General features: G+C 64.9%; 12 protein-coding genes. 4 read left to right on the plus strand and 8 right to left on the minus strand.

Annotation, left to right across the window (positions count from 1 at the left end):
• Window positions 1–3: 3 nt before the first annotated feature.
• The 5 genes from malQ to SM191_RS07875 all read right to left on the minus strand — a co-directional run bounded on the left by malQ (window position 4) and on the right by SM191_RS07875 (window position 7,320).
• Window positions 4–1,902 carry a 4-alpha-glucanotransferase gene (malQ, locus tag SM191_RS07855; protein ID WP_341505696.1) on the minus strand — a complete coding sequence of 633 codons (1,899 nt, stop codon included), beginning with the start codon at window positions 1,900–1,902 and terminating at the stop codon, window positions 4–6.
• Window positions 1,899–3,593 carry a malto-oligosyltrehalose trehalohydrolase gene (treZ, locus tag SM191_RS07860; RefSeq protein ID WP_341505697.1) on the minus strand — a complete coding sequence of 565 codons (1,695 nt, stop codon included), beginning with the start codon at window positions 3,591–3,593 and terminating at the stop codon, window positions 1,899–1,901. Before treZ ends, malQ begins: the two co-directional genes overlap by 4 nt.
• Window positions 3,590–5,692 carry a glycogen debranching protein GlgX gene (gene glgX, locus SM191_RS07865; RefSeq protein ID WP_341505698.1) on the minus strand — a complete coding sequence of 701 codons (2,103 nt, stop codon included), beginning with the start codon at window positions 5,690–5,692 and terminating at the stop codon, window positions 3,590–3,592. Before glgX ends, treZ begins: the two co-directional genes overlap by 4 nt.
• Window positions 5,693–5,804: 112 nt before the next feature.
• Window positions 5,805–6,098, minus strand: coding sequence for a DUF2934 domain-containing protein (locus SM191_RS07870; RefSeq protein WP_341505699.1), 294 nt, complete (start codon window positions 6,096–6,098; stop codon window positions 5,805–5,807).
• Between the two features lie 85 nt (window positions 6,099–6,183).
• Window positions 6,184–7,320, minus strand: a complete 1,137-nt coding sequence (locus SM191_RS07875; RefSeq protein WP_341505700.1) for a Gfo/Idh/MocA family protein — start codon at window positions 7,318–7,320, stop codon at window positions 6,184–6,186.
• Window positions 7,321–7,455: 135 nt separating this feature from the next.
• Here SM191_RS07875 and SM191_RS07880 point away from each other — a divergent pair, with 135 nt between their 5' ends.
• A complete protein-coding gene (locus SM191_RS07880) occupies window positions 7,456–9,261 on the plus strand; it encodes a glycoside hydrolase family 15 protein (RefSeq protein ID WP_341505701.1) in 1,806 nt (601 codons plus the stop codon).
• 62 nt (window positions 9,262–9,323) lie between these two features.
• The gene (locus SM191_RS07885; protein WP_341505702.1) at window positions 9,324–11,372 is read left to right on the plus strand and encodes a hybrid sensor histidine kinase/response regulator; all 2,049 of its coding nucleotides are present in this window, start codon (window positions 9,324–9,326) and stop codon (window positions 11,370–11,372) included.
• A 15-nt stretch (window positions 11,373–11,387) separates the two neighbouring features.
• Here the strand turns inward: SM191_RS07885 and SM191_RS07890 are convergent, their stop codons facing one another.
• The 3 genes from SM191_RS07890 to SM191_RS07900 all read right to left on the minus strand — a co-directional run bounded on the left by SM191_RS07890 (window position 11,388) and on the right by SM191_RS07900 (window position 13,607).
• A complete protein-coding gene (locus SM191_RS07890; RefSeq protein ID WP_267433326.1) occupies window positions 11,388–11,660 on the minus strand; it encodes a DUF1488 family protein in 273 nt (90 codons plus the stop codon).
• Between the two features lie 65 nt (window positions 11,661–11,725).
• Window positions 11,726–12,154, minus strand: a complete 429-nt coding sequence (locus SM191_RS07895) for a DUF2147 domain-containing protein (protein WP_341505703.1) — start codon at window positions 12,152–12,154, stop codon at window positions 11,726–11,728.
• Between the two features lie 118 nt (window positions 12,155–12,272).
• On the minus strand, window positions 12,273–13,607 hold the full coding sequence (locus SM191_RS07900; protein WP_341505704.1) for an MFS transporter: 1,335 nt from the start codon (window positions 13,605–13,607) through the stop codon (window positions 12,273–12,275).
• A 171-nt stretch (window positions 13,608–13,778) separates the two neighbouring features.
• Between SM191_RS07900 and cyoA the strand changes: the two genes are divergently transcribed.
• The gene (gene cyoA / locus SM191_RS07905; protein WP_341505705.1) at window positions 13,779–14,990 is read left to right on the plus strand and encodes a ubiquinol oxidase subunit II; all 1,212 of its coding nucleotides are present in this window, start codon (window positions 13,779–13,781) and stop codon (window positions 14,988–14,990) included.
• Between the two features lie 11 nt (window positions 14,991–15,001).
• The gene (gene cyoB, locus SM191_RS07910) at window positions 15,002–16,996 is read left to right on the plus strand and encodes a cytochrome o ubiquinol oxidase subunit I (protein WP_341505706.1); all 1,995 of its coding nucleotides are present in this window, start codon (window positions 15,002–15,004) and stop codon (window positions 16,994–16,996) included.
• Window positions 16,997–16,999 lie beyond the last annotated feature (3 nt).

Consider the following 16,999-nt stretch of genomic DNA (forward strand, 5'->3'; position numbering starts at 1 on the left):
CGGTCAGCGGGCGTTGAGGATCGCGATCCGGCGCGACACGGCGGGATCACGGAGAGCGGAGGCCAGTTCATCCGGCAGGCGACGGCGCCAATTGGGATGCTCGTTGGTGGTGCCGGGCAGATTGGGTTGCTCGTCCAGTCCCAACAGGTCCTCGATCGGAACGATGGCGAGCGGGCAGGGGGTCGAAGCCACGCCGCGCACGGCTGCCTCCACGACGGGAGTGGGGTCCATCGGCTCGGGTTCGCCTTTGCCGAGGCACGCCCAAAGCGCCGTCCGTTCGGCCGCACGGGTCTGTGTGTCGTCGGATGAAACTGGATGTCCGGCAATCCGGGCGCGCCATTCCAGATCGCGGCCCTGCCACCATCCCGCGACGGTCGGGATGTCGTGCGTCGCGGTCATCGCGATCGCCTGTTCGTCCCAGCGGTCGGGCGGCGTGAAGGCGCCATCCTCGTCCCGCTCGAACGGCAGGACGCGCATCCCCAGCGTCCCGGCGTCCGCCATCACATCGCGAAAGCCCGGAGGTACGGTGCCTAAATCTTCCCCGATCACGATCGCCCCGCGCCCGTCATTGGCTCGGTGAGCCTCAATCTTCAGGATGCGCAGCATGTCGGCGAAGGGCATCGCCAGATAGGCACCCTGATCGGCGGGGGCGCCATCCGGCACCACCCACAGGCGACACAGCCCCAGCGCGTGATCGATCCGCACCCCGCCCGCATGGGCGAAGACGGCACGAAGCGTCTGGATGAAGGGAGCAAAACCCTGTCGGCGCAGCGCGAAGGGGGAGAGGGCAGTGATTCCCCAATTCTGTCCGTTCGGGCCCAGCGGATCGGGCGGTGCGCCGATCGACAGGCCGGTCAGCAGATCCTGCGGTCGGCTCCAGCCATCGGCCCCGTTGCCGGCGACGCCGATGGCGAGGTCGGCGATCAGGCCGATCGCCATGCCGCTCGCACGCGCGGCATCCGAAGCCGTCTGCAACGCACGGTCGGCATGCCACTGTGCGAATGCATGGAAGCGGATCGCGTCTTGGTGCTCGGCGGCGAAAGCGGCCACCGCGTCGCCGGTCGGATCATGATAGGCGCTCGGCCAATCGGGCCATCCGGCGGCGCGGTCCCGCTGGTGGAAATAGGCGTGGAGCGCGTCATAGCGGGCCTGAGCCTCCAGCCTCTCTCCGGCCCGCTCGCGCCAGTCGGCGAACGCCTGCTGCTCGACTTCGGAAAGCCGGTCATAGGCCAGCCGCAAGTCCCGCATCCGATCGGGCGCGGCGCTGGCCCAGTCGATCAGCTCGTCCTCCTGAACGACCGGCTCCCCCGCCGGGGCGAGCCAGATGTTGCGGAACAGGCGGCTTGAGGGGGCATAGGGGCTGAAGCGGCTGGCGTCCGCCGGGAAAAGCGCATGGACCGGACTGATCGCCAGTGCGGCGGCTCCGGCTTGTCCGAGAGCCGAGGCTGCCTCGGCCAGGCTGGCGAAATCGCCATAAGCACCGCCGCCTTCGCGCAAGGACGGTATCTGGACCGCGCTGCCCCAATGGCGCCCGGCTGGCGGTGCCGGGCATCGCGGCGGGGCAATGGCGAGCGTGATCTGCTGTCCGTCCTGCTCCAGCCGATGATAGCCCGATAGGGTCTGGGCAGGCAGGCGAATGTCTTCGCCGTCCCCCGCCAAGGTGACTGAGAGGGTTTCGCCGGTCTCCAGCGTCAGTAGCGCAGGGCCAGCCTTCCAGCACTGAGGCAGGGCGAGTTCCCGCCCCACATCCCCGGACAGGAAGGTCGGCTCGCCCGTATCGGTATCCAGCCGTTCGAGAATGGCCGTCAGCACCTCGTCGGATACCGTCTGCATCTTTCCCTTGGCATCCTGCCATTGCAGCGACAGTCCGGCCGCTTCGGCGCGGGCGTGAAGATCGCTCATGTCTCGATCCAGGCGGCGAAGCGGTCGCCCTCACGATAGATCGGATTGCCTTCTTCCCCCTCGGACAATGTCGGCGCGTCGCCCAGGTCGATCGCGATGGTCAGCGTCGCACCATCGGCCATCCGCCAGCGCGCCTTGACGCCCGCATCGCCCTGCACTTCCGCCGACAGCCCGACCGCGCCTTTCAGGCGGGGGACGATGTGCGTCCGGCGCAGGCTCAGCAATTCGCGATACAGCGCGCGCCATTCCCCGGCGGCGGGGCCGGGCTTGGGGATCGAAGCCTCGAAGGTCGCGGCGGCATTGGGATCTGGAATATTCTTGCGCGCTTCCTCATCGGCGAAGGCATCGAACTTGGCGAATTCACGACGGCGACCTTCGCGCACCGCATCGGCCAACTCGTCGTGAAAGTCGGTGAAGAACAGGAAGGGGCTCTCGCTCCCCTCATCCTCGCCCATGAACAACAGGGGGATTTGCGGGCCGAGCAACAGCAGCGCGGTCGCCGCGCGCAACCTGTCTCGATCGGTCAGGTGTATCAGCCGCTCGCCCATGGCGCGGTTGCCGACCTGATCGTGATTTTGCAGAAAGGCGACGAAGGCGGTGCTCGGCAGATGGCCGGACGGCTTGCCGCGCGGCGTGCCGTCATGATTGGGCGAGCCCTCGCCCTGATAGATGAACCCCTCCTTCAGACAGCGCGCGAGCCGTTCGGCGGGGCGTTCGGCGAAATCGCCATAATAGGCACTGGTTTCACCCGTCAGCAGGACATGCAGGACATTGTGGAAATCGTCGTTCCATTGTGCGTCATAGCGGCCCGGCCCCAATCGTTCGGCATCGTTCTTCTCGTTTTCCAGAACGAGATGCACATGGCGTTCGGGCAGGGCGGCACGGATCTCGCTCGCCATCCGGTCGAGAAAGCCGTCATTGGCGATGGCATGGACCGCATCGAAGCGCAGTCCGTCGATCCGATAGTCGCGCAACCACATCAGGGCGTTGTCGACGAAGAACCGATGCACCGGATCGGCGTCCACCGCCACCGCGCCGCCCCAGGGGGTGTCGATCTCGGGACGGAAGAAGGCCCCGGCATAGGCGTTCAGATAATTCCCGTCCGGGCCGAAGTGATTATACACCACGTCGAGGAAGACGGAGAGCCCCAGGCCATGGGCGGTATCGACCAGCGTCTTCAGTTCCGCCGGTGAGCCATAGGGTTCCGCCACGGCATAGGGCAGGACGCCGTCATAGCCCCAGTTGCGGGTCCCACCAAAGGCGTTGATTGGCATCAGCTCGATCGCGGTGATCCCCGACGCGGCGATGGCGGAGAGTTGCTCGCGGATACCGGCAAAGCCGCCCAGCGTGCCTGCATGAACCTCCAGCAGCACCGTCTCTTCCCAAGGCCGCCCTTGCCATTCGTTCGCGCTCCAGGCGAAGCTTGGGTCCACCACCACGCTCCAGCCATGGACGCCGCCCGACTGAAGGCGTGAAGCGGGATCGGGCACCGCCAGATCGGCGTCCAGCCGGAAGCGGTATCGGCTGCCTGGTCCGGCGGCGGCCTCGGCGGTGAACCAGCCCTCATCGTCGCGGGTCATCGGCACCGATGGCGCGCCGTCGATCTCCAGTGTCACCGCGTTCCGATCCGGCGCCCAGAGGCGGAACCGGGTATCCGCGCCGTCGCGCAGTTCGGGGCCCCAATGCGTCATGCGGACACCACGTCCCGCCATGTGATCAGGACCGCGCTCTGCGGTCCGACCTCATAGCTGTCCTCGATCTCGACCTCGCCCTGTTCGGGCTTGGCGCTGTCGATCAGGACGGTGCGCGAGACATGGGGCGCGGGCAGGGTGAAGGTGATCGGATCGGGCGAGGCGTTGAGCAGCAGCGATACCGCCTCCACCGCGCCGTCCTCGGTCGCGGCGGCGCGGCGCATCATCAGCGCGCGACCCTCGGGATTGTCCCAATCCTCGGCGCTCAACTGCTCGCCGCGCTCGTCCCACCATTCGATATCGTTGATGCCATGGCCCGGCGTATCCTGCCCGTACAGGAATTGCGGCGCACGCAGCACCTGATAGCGGCGGCGCAGTTCGGCAAGCCGCGCGGTGAAGGCGATCATCGCCTCGCCCTCTTCGGACGCGGCGGCCTTCCAGTCGAGCCAGCTGATCTCATTGTCCTGGCAATAGGCGTTGTTGTTGCCCTGCTGCGTCCGGCCGAACTCGTCGCCCGCCACGATCATCGGCGTGCCCAGCGAGGCGAGGAGGGTCGTCATCATCGACCGCATCACGCGACCGCGCGCGGCGTTGATGCTCTCGTCCTCGGTCGGCCCTTCCGCGCCCCAGTTGCGCGAGTAATTTTCCGAATGGCCGTCGCGATTGTCTTCCTTGTTCGCCTCGTTATGCCGTTCCTCGTACATCACGGTATCCGCGAGCGTGAAACCGTCATGCGCGGCGAGCATGTTGAGGCTGGCCCAGGGACGCCGCGCCCGCCGGTCGAACAGGTCGCCCGAACCCGACAGGCGCGCTGCCAGCTCGCCCCGCTGGCCGGGGTCGCCACGCCAGAATTTGCGCACCGTGTCGCGATATTTGTCGTTCCACTCGGAGAAGCCGGGCGGGAAATTGCCGAGTTGATAGCCGCCCGGTCCCACGTCCCAAGGCTCGGTCAGCAGCTTCAGCCGCCCCAGCACCGGGTCCTGCCGCAGCACGTCGAAAAAGGCCGAACCCGGATCGAAGCCGTCCACCTCGCGCCCGAGCGTCAGGCCCAGGTCGAAGCGGAAACCGTCCACGCCGAAGCTGGTCGCCCAATAGCGCAGCGAGTCCGCCACCATCTGGATCACCCGCGCCTTGGACAGGTTCAGCGTATTGCCGGTCCCGGTGTCGTTGATCGTATAGCGCGGCTGATCCTGGACCAGCCGGTAATAGCTGGCATTGTCCAGCCCGCGCCAGGACAGGGTCGGGCCCTTTTCCGATCCCTCGCAAGTATGGTTGTAGACGACGTCGAGGATCACCTCAATCCCCGCCTTGTGCAGCTTGTGCACCGCGCGGCGCAGTTCATCCTGGGTGTCGGTCGCGAAATAGGCCTGCTCGGGCGCGAAGAAACCAAGGGTGTTGTAGCCCCAGTAATTGCGCAGCGCCTTTTCCTGAAGGAACCGGTCCTGGGTGAAGCTGTGGATCGGGAGGAGTTCGATCGCGGTCACGCCGATCCGCTTCAGATGCTTGATGACCGCCGGATGGCCGAGTCCCGCATAGGTGCCGCGCTCGCGCGGGGGGACCAGTTCCATCAGCTTGGTCAGGCCCTTCACATGGGCCTCGTAGATGACGGTTTCCGACCAGGGGGTGTTGGGCTTCACGTCGCGCGACCAGTCGAAGTGATCGTCCACCACCACTGCCTTGGGCATGGCGGCGGCGCTATCACGCTTGTCGAAGCTGAGATCCTCTTTCTTGGACCGGATCTGATAGCCGTGCAGCGCGTCGGTCCACTTGATCTCGCCATGCAGCTTGCGCGCATAGGGATCGAGCAACAGCTTGTTGGGATTGAAGCGATGACCGGCCTGCGGCTCGTAAGGGCCGTGGGCGCGGTAGCCGTAGAGCAGGCCCGGACCGACATCGGGCAGATAGCCATGCCATATCTCATCGGTGCATTCGGGCAGCGTGTAACGCTTCAACTCGCGCTTGCCTTGCGGGTCGAATACGCAAAGCTCGATCCGGTCGGCATTGGCCGAGAAGACGGCGAAATTGACGCCCTCACCATCGAAGGTGGCACCGAGCGGGTGCGGCGAGCCGGGAAAAATCTGGTCGGGCAATGCGGTCAAGGAAGGTCTCCGGCAAAAGTCGAACGACTATGCGACAGGGCAACACGGCAGGATTGCGGGAAACATGGGGGCGTGCTCCGATGGCCGATCCAATCGCCATCGGGGCATCCGGTCAGCCCGTCTTGGTGGCGCGGGGCTTGCGTGCTTTCGGCTTGGCGGCGGGCTCTGCCTCGGAAGAGGGTTCGGATATGGCGGCAGCCTCCGCCTTCTTGCGACGCGACGGAGCGGGCTTCGGGGCGTCCTCGGTCACCACCTCGGGCGTGTCGGACGCTTCGGGCGGGGCGGGGGTGAGGTCGCGTTCGGCCATTTCCCAATGCTCGCGATCGCGCCCATGGGGCTCACCCTCGGCCTGCCAGATGCCATAGGCCCGCTGCCGGAGCTGCTCTTCCCGATCTTCCACCGTCATCTCCCTAACCCGACACACCATGTGTCATCGCGAGCGTAACGATTGATATCGCCGTTCCGCTCCGCCGAAATCGGCTTGATACCGATCAATTCGAGCCGGTTGGGGATTTGGCCTTGACCGGTTCGGGGGCGCTGACCGCCGACAGGGTCTGGCGCTGGCTGGCCGTGTCGATGCGGCGGGTGCGGGTGAAGGGGGGCAGTTCGACGCGCTGGCCGGTCTGCATCGCCTTCACGATCCCCTCGATGACCCGCAGGTCCGACAGGCCCTCTTCCGCATCCGGCTCGGGATCGCGATCGTTCAGGATGCAGTCGGAGAAATAGCGCATCTCGCCACCGAAATGGTCGGTGTGCTTGAATTTCTCATGGCTTTGCTTGTCGCTGATGGTGACGTCGTGCTCGATCGCGGCCTGAAAGCCATAGGCCGGGCTCATATGGATCGAACCCTTCATCCCCGCGACGATCAGGCTGTCGACATTGTTCATCGCATAGCTGACGGTGAAGCTGGCCAGCTTGTCGCCGGGCATGCGCAGCACGACGGCGAAGGTGTCGTCCAGATCGCCAAGCCCGGCGCTCGGCTGGCGCGTGGCGACGGCGCTCTCAACCGCGACCGGCTCGGCGCCGAAGAGATAGCGGATGGCGTTGATCGGATAGGGGGCCATGTCGAACAGCGGCCCGGCTTCCAGCCCATGCTTGGCACGGTGATTGTCGGGGTCCAGCTTCTGTCCGAAGCAGGAGGTGAAGGCGACCAGTTCGCCCAGTTCGCCGTTGCGGATCTTCTCGATCGCGTCCAGCGTGCCGGGTTCGAAATGCAGGCGATAGGCAGTCATCAGCTTCGCCTTCGACCGACGCTCCGCATCCTGGATGGTGCGGGCCTTCTCGACCGAGATCTCCAGCGGCTTTTCGCACAGCACATGGATACCGGCGTCGAGCGCGGGGATGGCGAATTCCGCGTGACGCCAATTGGGTGTCGCCAGATAGATCGCGTCGCAGACATTGGCGGTCAGCAGCTTGTCGAACTCGTCATAGGAATAGACATGCTCGACCCCATATTTCCTGGCGAGCAGGCGGCCCTTCTCGGCGTCGCCGGTGACGATCGCGGTCAACTCCGAATTGCCGGTGTGGCTGATGCCGGGCATCATCGCCGATTGGGTGATGTCACCCGCACCCACCATGGCGTAGCGAATTTTCTTCGTGCCGAATCCCAGTGCCGATGCCAGGCTCATGCCGATACTCCCAAATGACGGTTCGGGTGCTGCAACGCGCCAATGCCGGGAAGGTCCCACGGAGATTTAACGCGTCTGACGAGTTTCCACGACCTAACCTGCATCATTCCCGACATTTGCGGAGCTTGTGCCGACGTGACCCTGCCCGATCAGCATGCCGATCCGCTCCGCGACGCCGACGGGTTTCTCGATCTCGAACATTATGCCGCGATGGGAGACGGGCGCAGCGTCGCGCTGAGCGGGGCGGATGGATCGATCGACTGGTGGTGCGTGCCCAATATGGATTCCGCGCCGCTGTTCGACAGGCTGGTCGATGGGGAGCGGGGCGGCCTCTTCTCGATCACACCTGTCGAGCCCTTCACCGTCGAGCGCGCCTATCGCCCCAGCAGCAATGTGCTGGAGACGATCTTCACGACGGCGAGCGGCCGGGCCAAGCTGGTCGAGTCGATCAACAGCGGCCCTGCCGGACGACTGCCCTGGGCGGAACTGGCGCGGCGGGTCGAGGGGTTGGACGGTTATGTCCGCTTCGCCATCACCCTGCGCTTCAGTCGCCGCGCCGACACGGTCAGCCCCTATTTTGCGCCCGCCGGGGGGCACAATGTCTTCCATGTCGACCGGGTGCTGGGCGTGTTCCGCCACTGCTCGCATGTGACGATCGATCATGTCGAGGACGGGCTGGTGACGGGCACCGCCGCGGTCGGGCCGGGCGACCGGGCGCGGATCGCGATCATCGCGGGCGAGGACGAACCGCTGGTCTGTCAGGACATCGAGCAGGTCGACGGCCGTATCGACCTGTCCGATTTCGAATGGCGGCAATGGTCGCAGAATCTGACCGTGCCGGAGAAGCATCGCGACCGCATCCTGCGCAACGCGCTGGCGCTCAAGCTGCTGCTCTACTCACCGACCGGCGCGATCACGGCGGCGGCGACCACCTCGCTGCCCGAGGGGGTAGGGGGTGCCAAGAATTACGATTATCGCTACGCCTGGGTCCGCGACGCGGGCTACACGATCAAAGCCTTCCTGCGCATCGGCGCGCATGGCGAGGCCAAGGCCGCCTTCACCTGGCTGCTCAAGCGGCTGGGCGAAGGCGATCCGCAGGTCTGCTACACGCTGGAGGGCCAGCCCGTGCCGCCCGAACGCGAGATCGCGGTGAGCGGTTATCGCCATTCCCGCCCGGTGCGTGTCGGCAATCTGGCGGGTGGCCAGCATCAGCACGGCATCTATGGCGATATCTTCGAGACGGCGAGCCGCTTCGTCGCGTGCGGCAATTTCCTGGACACAGCCAGCGCGGAAACGCTTTCGCATCTGGCGGATAGCTGCGCTGATCGTTGGCGCCTGCCGGATGCGGGCATCTGGGAATTGCCCGAGGAGCGCCATTACACCATGTCGAAGATCAGTTGCTGGCAGGCGCTGGCCCGCGCGGTCGAACTGGCCGATGAGGGACAGATCCCGACGACCTGCCGCGACCGCTGGGCGCGCGAGCGCGATCGGATCGAGCAATGGATCGGCGAGCATTGCTGGTCGGAGAAGCGCGGTGCCTATCTGATGCATCCCGACAGCGATGCGCTGGACGCCAGCCTGGCGCTGGCGGTGCGGTTCCGTTTCGACGGGCAGGATCGGCTGGCGCGGACGCTGGATGCGCTGGACCGCGAACTGGCGGAAGGGGCCTTCCACTATCGCTATTCCGGTATGCACAAGGAGGAAGGCTGCTTCCTCGCCTGCACCTTCTGGATGATCGAGGCGCGGGCGATCTTGGGACAGACGGAGGCGGCGCAAAAGGCGTTCGATGCCGCGACCGAGGCGCTCGATAGCCGGGGATGCGGGCTCTATGCGGAAATGATCGATCCGAAAACCGGCCATTATCTGGGCAACATGCCGCAGGGTCTGACCCATTTGGCGGTTATTCAGGCCGCCGCGACGCTGGCGGGCGAAGAACTTTAAGGGGGCCGGGAATTGCCGGACGATGGTGGCGAACCCGGTTTCGACTTGCTAGCAGCATGACCATGAACGCGCTCCCGCTCGATCCGCAGCTTGCCTTTCTGGAGGGAGGGGGTGAGGCGACGCGCCTGATCCTGGCGCGGGACTGGACCGGCCACCCCCTGGGGCCACCGCAGGAGTGGCCGGAGGCGTTCCGGGTGGCGATCAGCCTGGTCCTCAATTCCCCGGAATCGATGATCCTGGCCTGGGGCCCGGACCTGCATTTCTTCTTCAACGAAACCTATTTCCCGCTGCTCGGGCCGCGCCTGTCCTGGGCGATGGGCGCGCGGTTCGATGAGGTATGGGCGGACGCTTTGGAACAGGCGCGACCGATCATCGACGCTGCGCTCGCCGGGCAGACGCAGCGCTTCGTCGATCTGCCCTGGAAACTCGATACCGATCGGGGCGAGGCGCATACTTTCTGGACCTTCTCCTATTCACGTGTGCTGGACGGCATGGGGAAGGTCGCGGGTCTGTTCATCTTCACCAACGAGACCACCGCTCGCGTCCATGCCGATGCCGCCCTGCGCGAAAGTCAGATGCAATTGTCCTATGCTCTGGAGGAATTGCGCGCGCTGAACGTGACGCTGGAGCAGCGTATCGTCGAGCGTACCGCAGAGCGCGACCGGATGTGGGACGTGTCGCCCGATCTGTTGGCGGTTGTCGCTTCCGATGGCGTCATCCATCGGATCAATCCGGCGTGGCACACCATATTGGGCTATGAAGGCGGCGACCTGATCGGGCGATCTATCATGGCCCTGATCCACCCGGACGATATCGTCGCGGCCCGCGCGGCCCTGGCGACGTCGCTGACCGAGGCCAGTTCGCGTATCGAATTGCGGATGCGGCATGCCGACGGCCATGACGAATGGATCGCCTGGGTCGGTGCGGCCAGCGCATACGAAGTCTTCGCGGTGGGCCGCCACATCACCCATCAGAAAATGGCGGAGGAGGCTCTACGCGCGACGGAGGAACAGCTACGCCAGGCACAGAAGCTGGAGGCGATCGGGCAGTTGACCGGCAGCGTCGCCCACGACTTCAACAACCTGTTGACCGTCATCCGGGGTTCGATCGATCTCATCCGCCGTCCCGAATTCCCCGCCGAGCGTCGTCAGCGCCACATGGACGCGATCGCCGATGCGGCGGACCGTGCCGCCAAGCTGACCGCGCAACTGCTCGCCTTCGCCCGGCGCCAACCGCTGACCCCGGAGATCGTGGACGTCGGCGCCAGCATCACCACCCTGACCGACATGATCACGACCTTGTCGGGCCCCGGCGTCCGGCTCGACATCGACCTTCCCGCGACACCCTGTCATGCGCATGTCGACCGCAGCCAGCTCGACACCGCGATCGTCAACATGGCAGTCAATGCCCGCGACGCAATGGCGGGGCAGGGGAGGCTGACCATATCCGTCCGCTCGCAGCAGGATGCGCACGGCAAGGCGCAGGTGCGGATCGCCATCTCCGACACCGGCGAAGGCATTCCGGCGGAGCGGCTGGAGCAGATTTTCGAGCCCTTCTTCACGACCAAGAAGCTGGGGGCCGGAACCGGGTTGGGGCTGAGCCAGGTTTTCGGTTTCGCGCGCCAGTCGGGCGGCGATGTCCAGGTGGCCAGCACACCCGGCAAGGGCGCGACCTTCACCCTCCTGCTGCCGCAGATCGATGGCCAGCCGGTTCCGGACAGTCACGCCGCCTGGCCGGGCGCTCCGTCGCGAACCGAATGCTGCGTGCTGGTGGTGGAGGACAATGTCGAGGTCGGGCATTTCGCCGTGGAGGCGCTTCAGACGCTCGGCTGTCGCACGGTGATCGCGACCAATGCCGCCGCGGCGCTGGAGGAGCTGAACCGCGATGCGGAGCGCTTCGACCTCATATTCTCGGATGTGATGATGCCGGGTCAGTCGGGGATCGACTTCGCCCATGACATCAGTCGCCTCCACCCCCGGCTGCGTATCCTTCTGACCAGCGGCTATAGCCAGGTCATCGCCGATGAGGGGAGCCATGGCTTCGCCCTGCTGCGCAAGCCCTACACGCTGGCCGAACTTGCGCAGCAGATCGACCGCCTGTTCGGCGGTTGATCCGGTAGCGGAGCGTCAGTCGAGATCATTCTCGCTGACGACCACCAGCGACTGCTCCATATCGCGGCCCAGCGCGGTCAGCGCCGCTTCGAGGATGTCGTCCGAATAGCGCTCGAACATCTCGATCGCATCGCCATCGGGCACATCGCCGCTCAGCGCTTCGAGCAAGTCGTATTGGACGGCGAACTGATATTCCTCGCCCTCCATCTCGCCCACGAACTCAACCTGGCGATCGGAGACATTGTCCTCGACCGTATCCTTGATGACCGTCAGTGCATCATCAGCCATGGCGTTCCTTCCCTATTGCCTGTCGTCCGGGACGCGGCAGACGGGTTCCGGTTCCATGGCCGCCGTCATTTGACGCGTTGCCAGCGCTGTTCCCGGCATCCCAGCCGACCGAAGAGGCAACCCTCGCCGACCAGGGTGCGGGCGTCGATTTGGGTGATGGTGCCCTCGACCTCCCGACCGATATCGGGGATGAAGACGGTGCCCGCCCAGCGGCCGGGTTCCTCTTCCTCGAAATCGGCGAACAACTGCGTGCCGATCAGGCGATCCGTGCCGCCGCGCGCCGCGTCGGCTTTCGCCTGCTCGCTCGCCCAAACGACCGTGCCGCACATGCGTTGCGCATCCGGCCCCCGTCCGCAGGGGGCGAAGCGAACCTGTACGGTCTTGGACGGGTTGGCCCAAATCCCCGCCGGAACCCGCGCGTCGGCCACGCCAGCCACCATCGCGAACCCCGAACCTGCGACGGCCATCGCGACCTTGCGCCAGTTGCTCTTCATTGCGCTCAACTCCCGATCTTTGCTGCTGTTTCGGGAATGTAGGGAGCGGAGCGGGCAAAACAAAACGGCCGGTGGATCGCTCCACCGGCCGCCTCGAAAACAAGACCTTAAGAAACTATCAGGACGCGCGCTTGGCGAGTTCCTTGTTGATCCCCAGCGCGGCCAGCGTGGCGACGGCCCCCGAGAGCAGATAGACACCGACCGACAGCAGCCCGAAATTGCTCGACAGCAGCAGCGCGGCCAGCGGCGCGAAGCCGGCGCCCAGCAGCCATGCGAGGTCCGAGGTAATCGCCGCGCCCGTATAGCGACGCAGCGGCGAGAAGCCCGAGTTGATCACGCCCGACGACTGGCCGAAAGCCAGACCCAGCAGCAGGAAGCCTAGGACGATATAGACCGTCTCACCAACACCGCCCTGATCCAGCAACTGCGGCGCGAAACCGGCATAGGCGGCGATCGCAGCGGCGGATGCGCCGAGCAGGGTACGGCGACCGACGCGATCGGCGATCTTGCCCGAGGCCAGAATCGCGAGAACGCCGACGATGCTGCCGATGATCTCGATCATCATGAAGTCCTGCGGCTTTTCACGGTTGAACAGCACGACCCAGGACAGCGGGAACACGGTGACGATGTGGAACATCGCGAAGCTGGCGAGCGGGGCAAAGGCGCCCAGCAGGACGGTGCGGCCCTCGGTGCGCATCGTCTCGCCGACCGGTGCGGGCTGAAGCTCGCGGCTCTCGAACAAGCGCTGGAACTCCGGCGTGGCGACGATGCGCAGACGCGCGAACAGCGCCACGACGTTGATCGCGAAGGCCACGAAGAACGGATAGCGCCAGCCCCAGTCGAGGAAGTCGGCGGTGCTCAGCGTCGTCAGGAAGAAGGCGAACAGGCCATTGGCGACCAGCAGGCCGAGCGGCGCGCCAAGCTGCGGGATCATCGCATACCAGCCGCGCCGACGCTCCGGCGCGTTCAGCGACAGCAGCGAGGGCAAGCCGTCCCAGGCACCGCCCAGCGCCAGGCCCTGCATGATGCGGAAGATGCCGAGCAGCACGGCGGCCGACGTCCCGATCTGCGCATAGCCGGGCAGGAAGGCGATCGCCATGGTCGACCCGCCGAGCAGGAACAGCGCGATGGTCAGCTTGACCCCACGGCCCAGGCTGCGGTCGACCGCCATGAAGATGAAGGTGCCGATCGGGCGCGCGATGAACGCCAGAGAGAACAGCGCGAACGAATAGAGCGTACCGGTCAGCGCATCGACATAGGGAAAGATCAGCGACGGGAACACCAGCACCGAGGCGATGGCGTAGACGAAGAAGTCGAAGAACTCCGAGGTACGCCCGATGATGACGCCGATGGCGATGTCACCCGGTGCGACGTGATGCGGATCGCGGGCATTGACCAGCCGCGCGTCCCGCTCAAGGGGCGTCGAGGTCGATGCGGTTAACTCTGCGCTCATCGGCTGCCAGTCCTGACTTCTTCCAAGTTATCGAGGCGGGTCGGTTGCAGTGCATAAAGACCGCGCATGACCGCCATTCTGCCGCGCCTATGCGCCTTTCGAACGACCACGGGGATTGGACAAACTGTCCAATGTGCGCACGTGCAGCAAAGGCGTAGCGGCGCTTCCCATATGTCTCATTCGTCGAGCCTTGCGCGCCTGCGCCCTCTTCGCTGGGCCGCCTTGCCCCTCCTGGCCATGCTGGGGGGATGCGACGCGGTCGTGCTCAACCCTGCCGGTGACGTCGCCGTGCAGCAACGCGATCTGGTGCTGATCGCGACGGCCCTGATGCTGCTCATCATCATCCCGGTGATGGCGCTGACGGTGCTGTTCGCGTGGCGCTATCGCAAGAGCAATACCGAGGCCGAGTATGATCCCGAGTTCGATCACTCCACCATGCTGGAACTGGTGATCTGGTCGGCCCCGCTGCTGATCATCATCTGCCTGGGCGCAGTCACCTGGACGAGCACCCATTTGCTCGATCCGTATCGCCCCATCGAACGGACTGCCCCTGGCCAGCCGGTTGCAACGGGCGTCAAGCCGCTGGAGGTGCAGGTCGTCGCGCTCGACTGGAAATGGCTGTTCATCTATCCGGAGCAGGGCATCGCGACGGTCAACGAACTGGCGCTGCCGGTGGATCGTCCGGTCGAGTTCCGCCTGACCGGCACCTCGGTGATGAACGCCTTCTACATTCCGGCGATGGCGGGCATGATCTACACCATGCCCGGCATGGAGACGAAGCTGCACGCGGTCATGAACCGCGAGGGTACGTTCAAGGGGCTGTCGTCGCACTATAGCGGCGCGGGTTTCTCGGGCATGAACTTCCCGGTCTACGCGCTTCAGGCGAACGGTTTCGACCAGTGGGTCGAGAAGGTCCGCACCTCGCAGGCGGGGCAGGCCAAGGGCAAGGGTGAGTTGACCCGCGCCGCCTTCCTGGCCGTCGAGCGTCCCAGCGAGTATGTGCCCGCCATGTATTTCAGCGGCGTCCAGGGCGGCCTGTTCGACCGCGTCGTCAACCGCTGCGTCGCCGAGAACACGCCCTGCATGTCGGACGTGATGATGCACGACCGCATGACCGGTGGTGGAGATCCGCACAAGATGAAGGTTGGTGAGGGCAATCCGCCCGTCAACAACACCGGCCCGATGCATGGCGACCGGACCAAGGGCGCGCTCGAAAAGTCGCCTGAGGAAATCCAGACGTCGCCGCATCAGAGCAAGGAGCCTGTGCCGTCGAAGGGCGTGCAGGAACCGGGCGAGATGAAGAACCGCCGCATGTCCTTCCTTTCCATTCCGCAGACCCCCGGCCCGCAGACCCTTGGTCATGCCGGTGCGGGTCGCGGCTGAGGCACGCCATCATGGACAACATCATAAAGACCATCTTCGGACGGCTATCGATCGAGTCGCTTCCGATCCACGAACCCATCGTCGTCGGCACCTTCCTGGGTGTCGCGGTCGGCGGGATCGCGGTGCTGGCGCTCATCACCAAGTTCAAGCTGTGGGGCTATCTCTGGAAGGAGTGGTTCACCACCGTCGATCACAAGCGCATCGGGATCATGTACATGATCCTGGGCATCGTGATGCTGCTGCGCGGCTTTGCCGACGCGCTGATGATGCGCGGGCAGCAGGCGATCGCCTTCGGTGACAATCAGGGCTTTCTGAATTCGCACCATTATGATCAGGTGTTCACCGCCCACGGCGTCATCATGATCTTCTTCGTGGCGATGCCGATCATCACCGGCCTGATGAACTACGTCATCCCGCTCCAGATCGGCGCGCGGGACGTGTCCTTCCCGTATCTGAATAACTTGAGTTTCTGGATGACCGCGGGCGGCGTCGTGCTGGTCATGGCCTCGCTGTTCATCGGCGAGTTCGCGCGGACCGGCTGGCTGGCATTCCCGCCGCTTTCGGAGCTTGATTTCAGTCCCGATGTCGGTGTCGACTATTATATCTGGGCCTTGCAGGTAGCGGGTGTCGGCACGACCCTGTCCGGCATCAACCTGATCGCGACCATCATCAAGATGCGCGCGCCGGGCATGACCATGATGAAGCTGCCGGTCTTCTGCTGGACCTCGCTGTGCGCGAACGTCCTGATCGTCGCCAGCTTCCCCGTGCTGACCGCCACGCTCGTCCTGCTGTCGCTCGACCGCTATGTCGGCACCAACTTCTTCACGAACAATCTCGGCGGCAATCCGATGATGTACGTGAACCTGATCTGGATCTGGGGCCACCCGGAGGTTTACATCCTGATCCTGCCGCTGTTCGGCGTGTTCTCTGAAGTCACCTCGACCTTCTCGGGTAAGCGTTTGTTCGGCTATACCTCGATGGTCTACGCCTCGATCGTCATCACGATCCTGTCGTACCTGGTCTGGTTGCACCACTTCTTCACCATGGGTTCGGGCGCCAGCGTCAACTCGTTCTTCGGCATCACGACCATGGTGATCTCGATCCCGACGGGCGCGAAGATCTTCAACTGGCTGTTCACCATGTATAAGGGGCGCATCCGGTTCGAGCTGCCGATGATGTGGACCATCGCGTTCATGCTGACCTTCACCATCGGTGGCATGACCGGCGTCCTGCTGGCCGTTCCGCCCGCCGATTTCGTGCTGCACAACTCGCTGTTCCTGATCGCGCACTTCCACAACGTGATCATCGGCGGCGTGCTGTTCGGGGCGTTCGCGGCGATCAACTACTGGTGGCCCAAGGCCTTCGGGTTCAAGCTCAACCAGTTCTGGGGCAAGGTGTCGTTCTGGCTGTGGGTCATCGGCTTCTGGGTCGCCTTCACGCCGCTCTACATCATGGGCCTGATGGGCGTGACCCGTCGTCTTCACCATTTCGAGGATCCCTCGCTGCAGATCTACTTCGTCGTCGCCCTGCTGGGTGCGCTGATGATCGCCGGCGGTATCGGGGCCTTCCTTGTTCAGATCGGCGTGTCGATCTGGAAGAAGGAAGAATTGCGCGACGTGACGGGCGATCCCTGGAACGGCCGCACCCTGGAATGGGCGACCTCGTCGCCGCCGCCGGACTACAACTTCGCGTTCACGCCCGTCATCCATGAGCTGGATGCCTGGTACGACATGAAGGACAAGAAGGCGCAGGCTCCGGCCGAGGGCTATCGTCCGATCCACATGCCCAAGAACACGGGCACCGGCGTCATCATCGCCGGCCTGTCGACCGCCGCGGGCTTTGGCATGATCTGGTACATGTGGTGGCTCGCCGCCCTGGGCCTGATCGGTGTCGTCGTCGTCGCCATCTGGCACACGTTCAACTATGACCGCGATTACTACATCCCCGTCGATGAAGTCGTGGCAACGGAAAGCGAGCGGCGTCGCCTGCTCGGGCAGGGGGCCTGATCC

The organism is Sphingomonas sp. 2378 (genome assembly GCF_038084995.1).
Lineage (GTDB): Bacteria > Pseudomonadota > Alphaproteobacteria > Sphingomonadales > Sphingomonadaceae > Sphingomonas.

Bases quoted from the DNA above. Each gene is read 5' to 3' on its own strand.
- malQ (WP_341505696.1), bottom strand. From the start codon at position 1,902: ATGAGCGATCTTCACGCCCGCGCCGAAGCGGCCGGACTGTCGCTGCAA.
- treZ (WP_341505697.1), bottom strand. From the start codon at position 3,593: ATGACGCATTGGGGCCCCGAACTGCGCGACGGCGCGGATACCCGGTTC.
- SM191_RS07870 (WP_341505699.1), bottom strand. From the start codon at position 6,098: ATGACGGTGGAAGATCGGGAAGAGCAGCTCCGGCAGCGGGCCTATGGC.
- SM191_RS07875 (WP_341505700.1), bottom strand. From the start codon at position 7,320: ATGAGCCTGGCATCGGCACTGGGATTCGGCACGAAGAAAATTCGCTAC.
- SM191_RS07885 (WP_341505702.1), top strand. From the start codon at position 9,324: ATGAACGCGCTCCCGCTCGATCCGCAGCTTGCCTTTCTGGAGGGAGGG.
- SM191_RS07890 (WP_267433326.1), bottom strand. From the start codon at position 11,660: ATGGCTGATGATGCACTGACGGTCATCAAGGATACGGTCGAGGACAAT.
- SM191_RS07895 (WP_341505703.1), bottom strand. From the start codon at position 12,154: ATGAAGAGCAACTGGCGCAAGGTCGCGATGGCCGTCGCAGGTTCGGGG.
- SM191_RS07900 (WP_341505704.1), bottom strand. From the start codon at position 13,607: ATGAGCGCAGAGTTAACCGCATCGACCTCGACGCCCCTTGAGCGGGAC.
- cyoA (WP_341505705.1), top strand. From the start codon at position 13,779: ATGTCTCATTCGTCGAGCCTTGCGCGCCTGCGCCCTCTTCGCTGGGCC.
- cyoB (WP_341505706.1), top strand. From the start codon at position 15,002: ATGGACAACATCATAAAGACCATCTTCGGACGGCTATCGATCGAGTCG.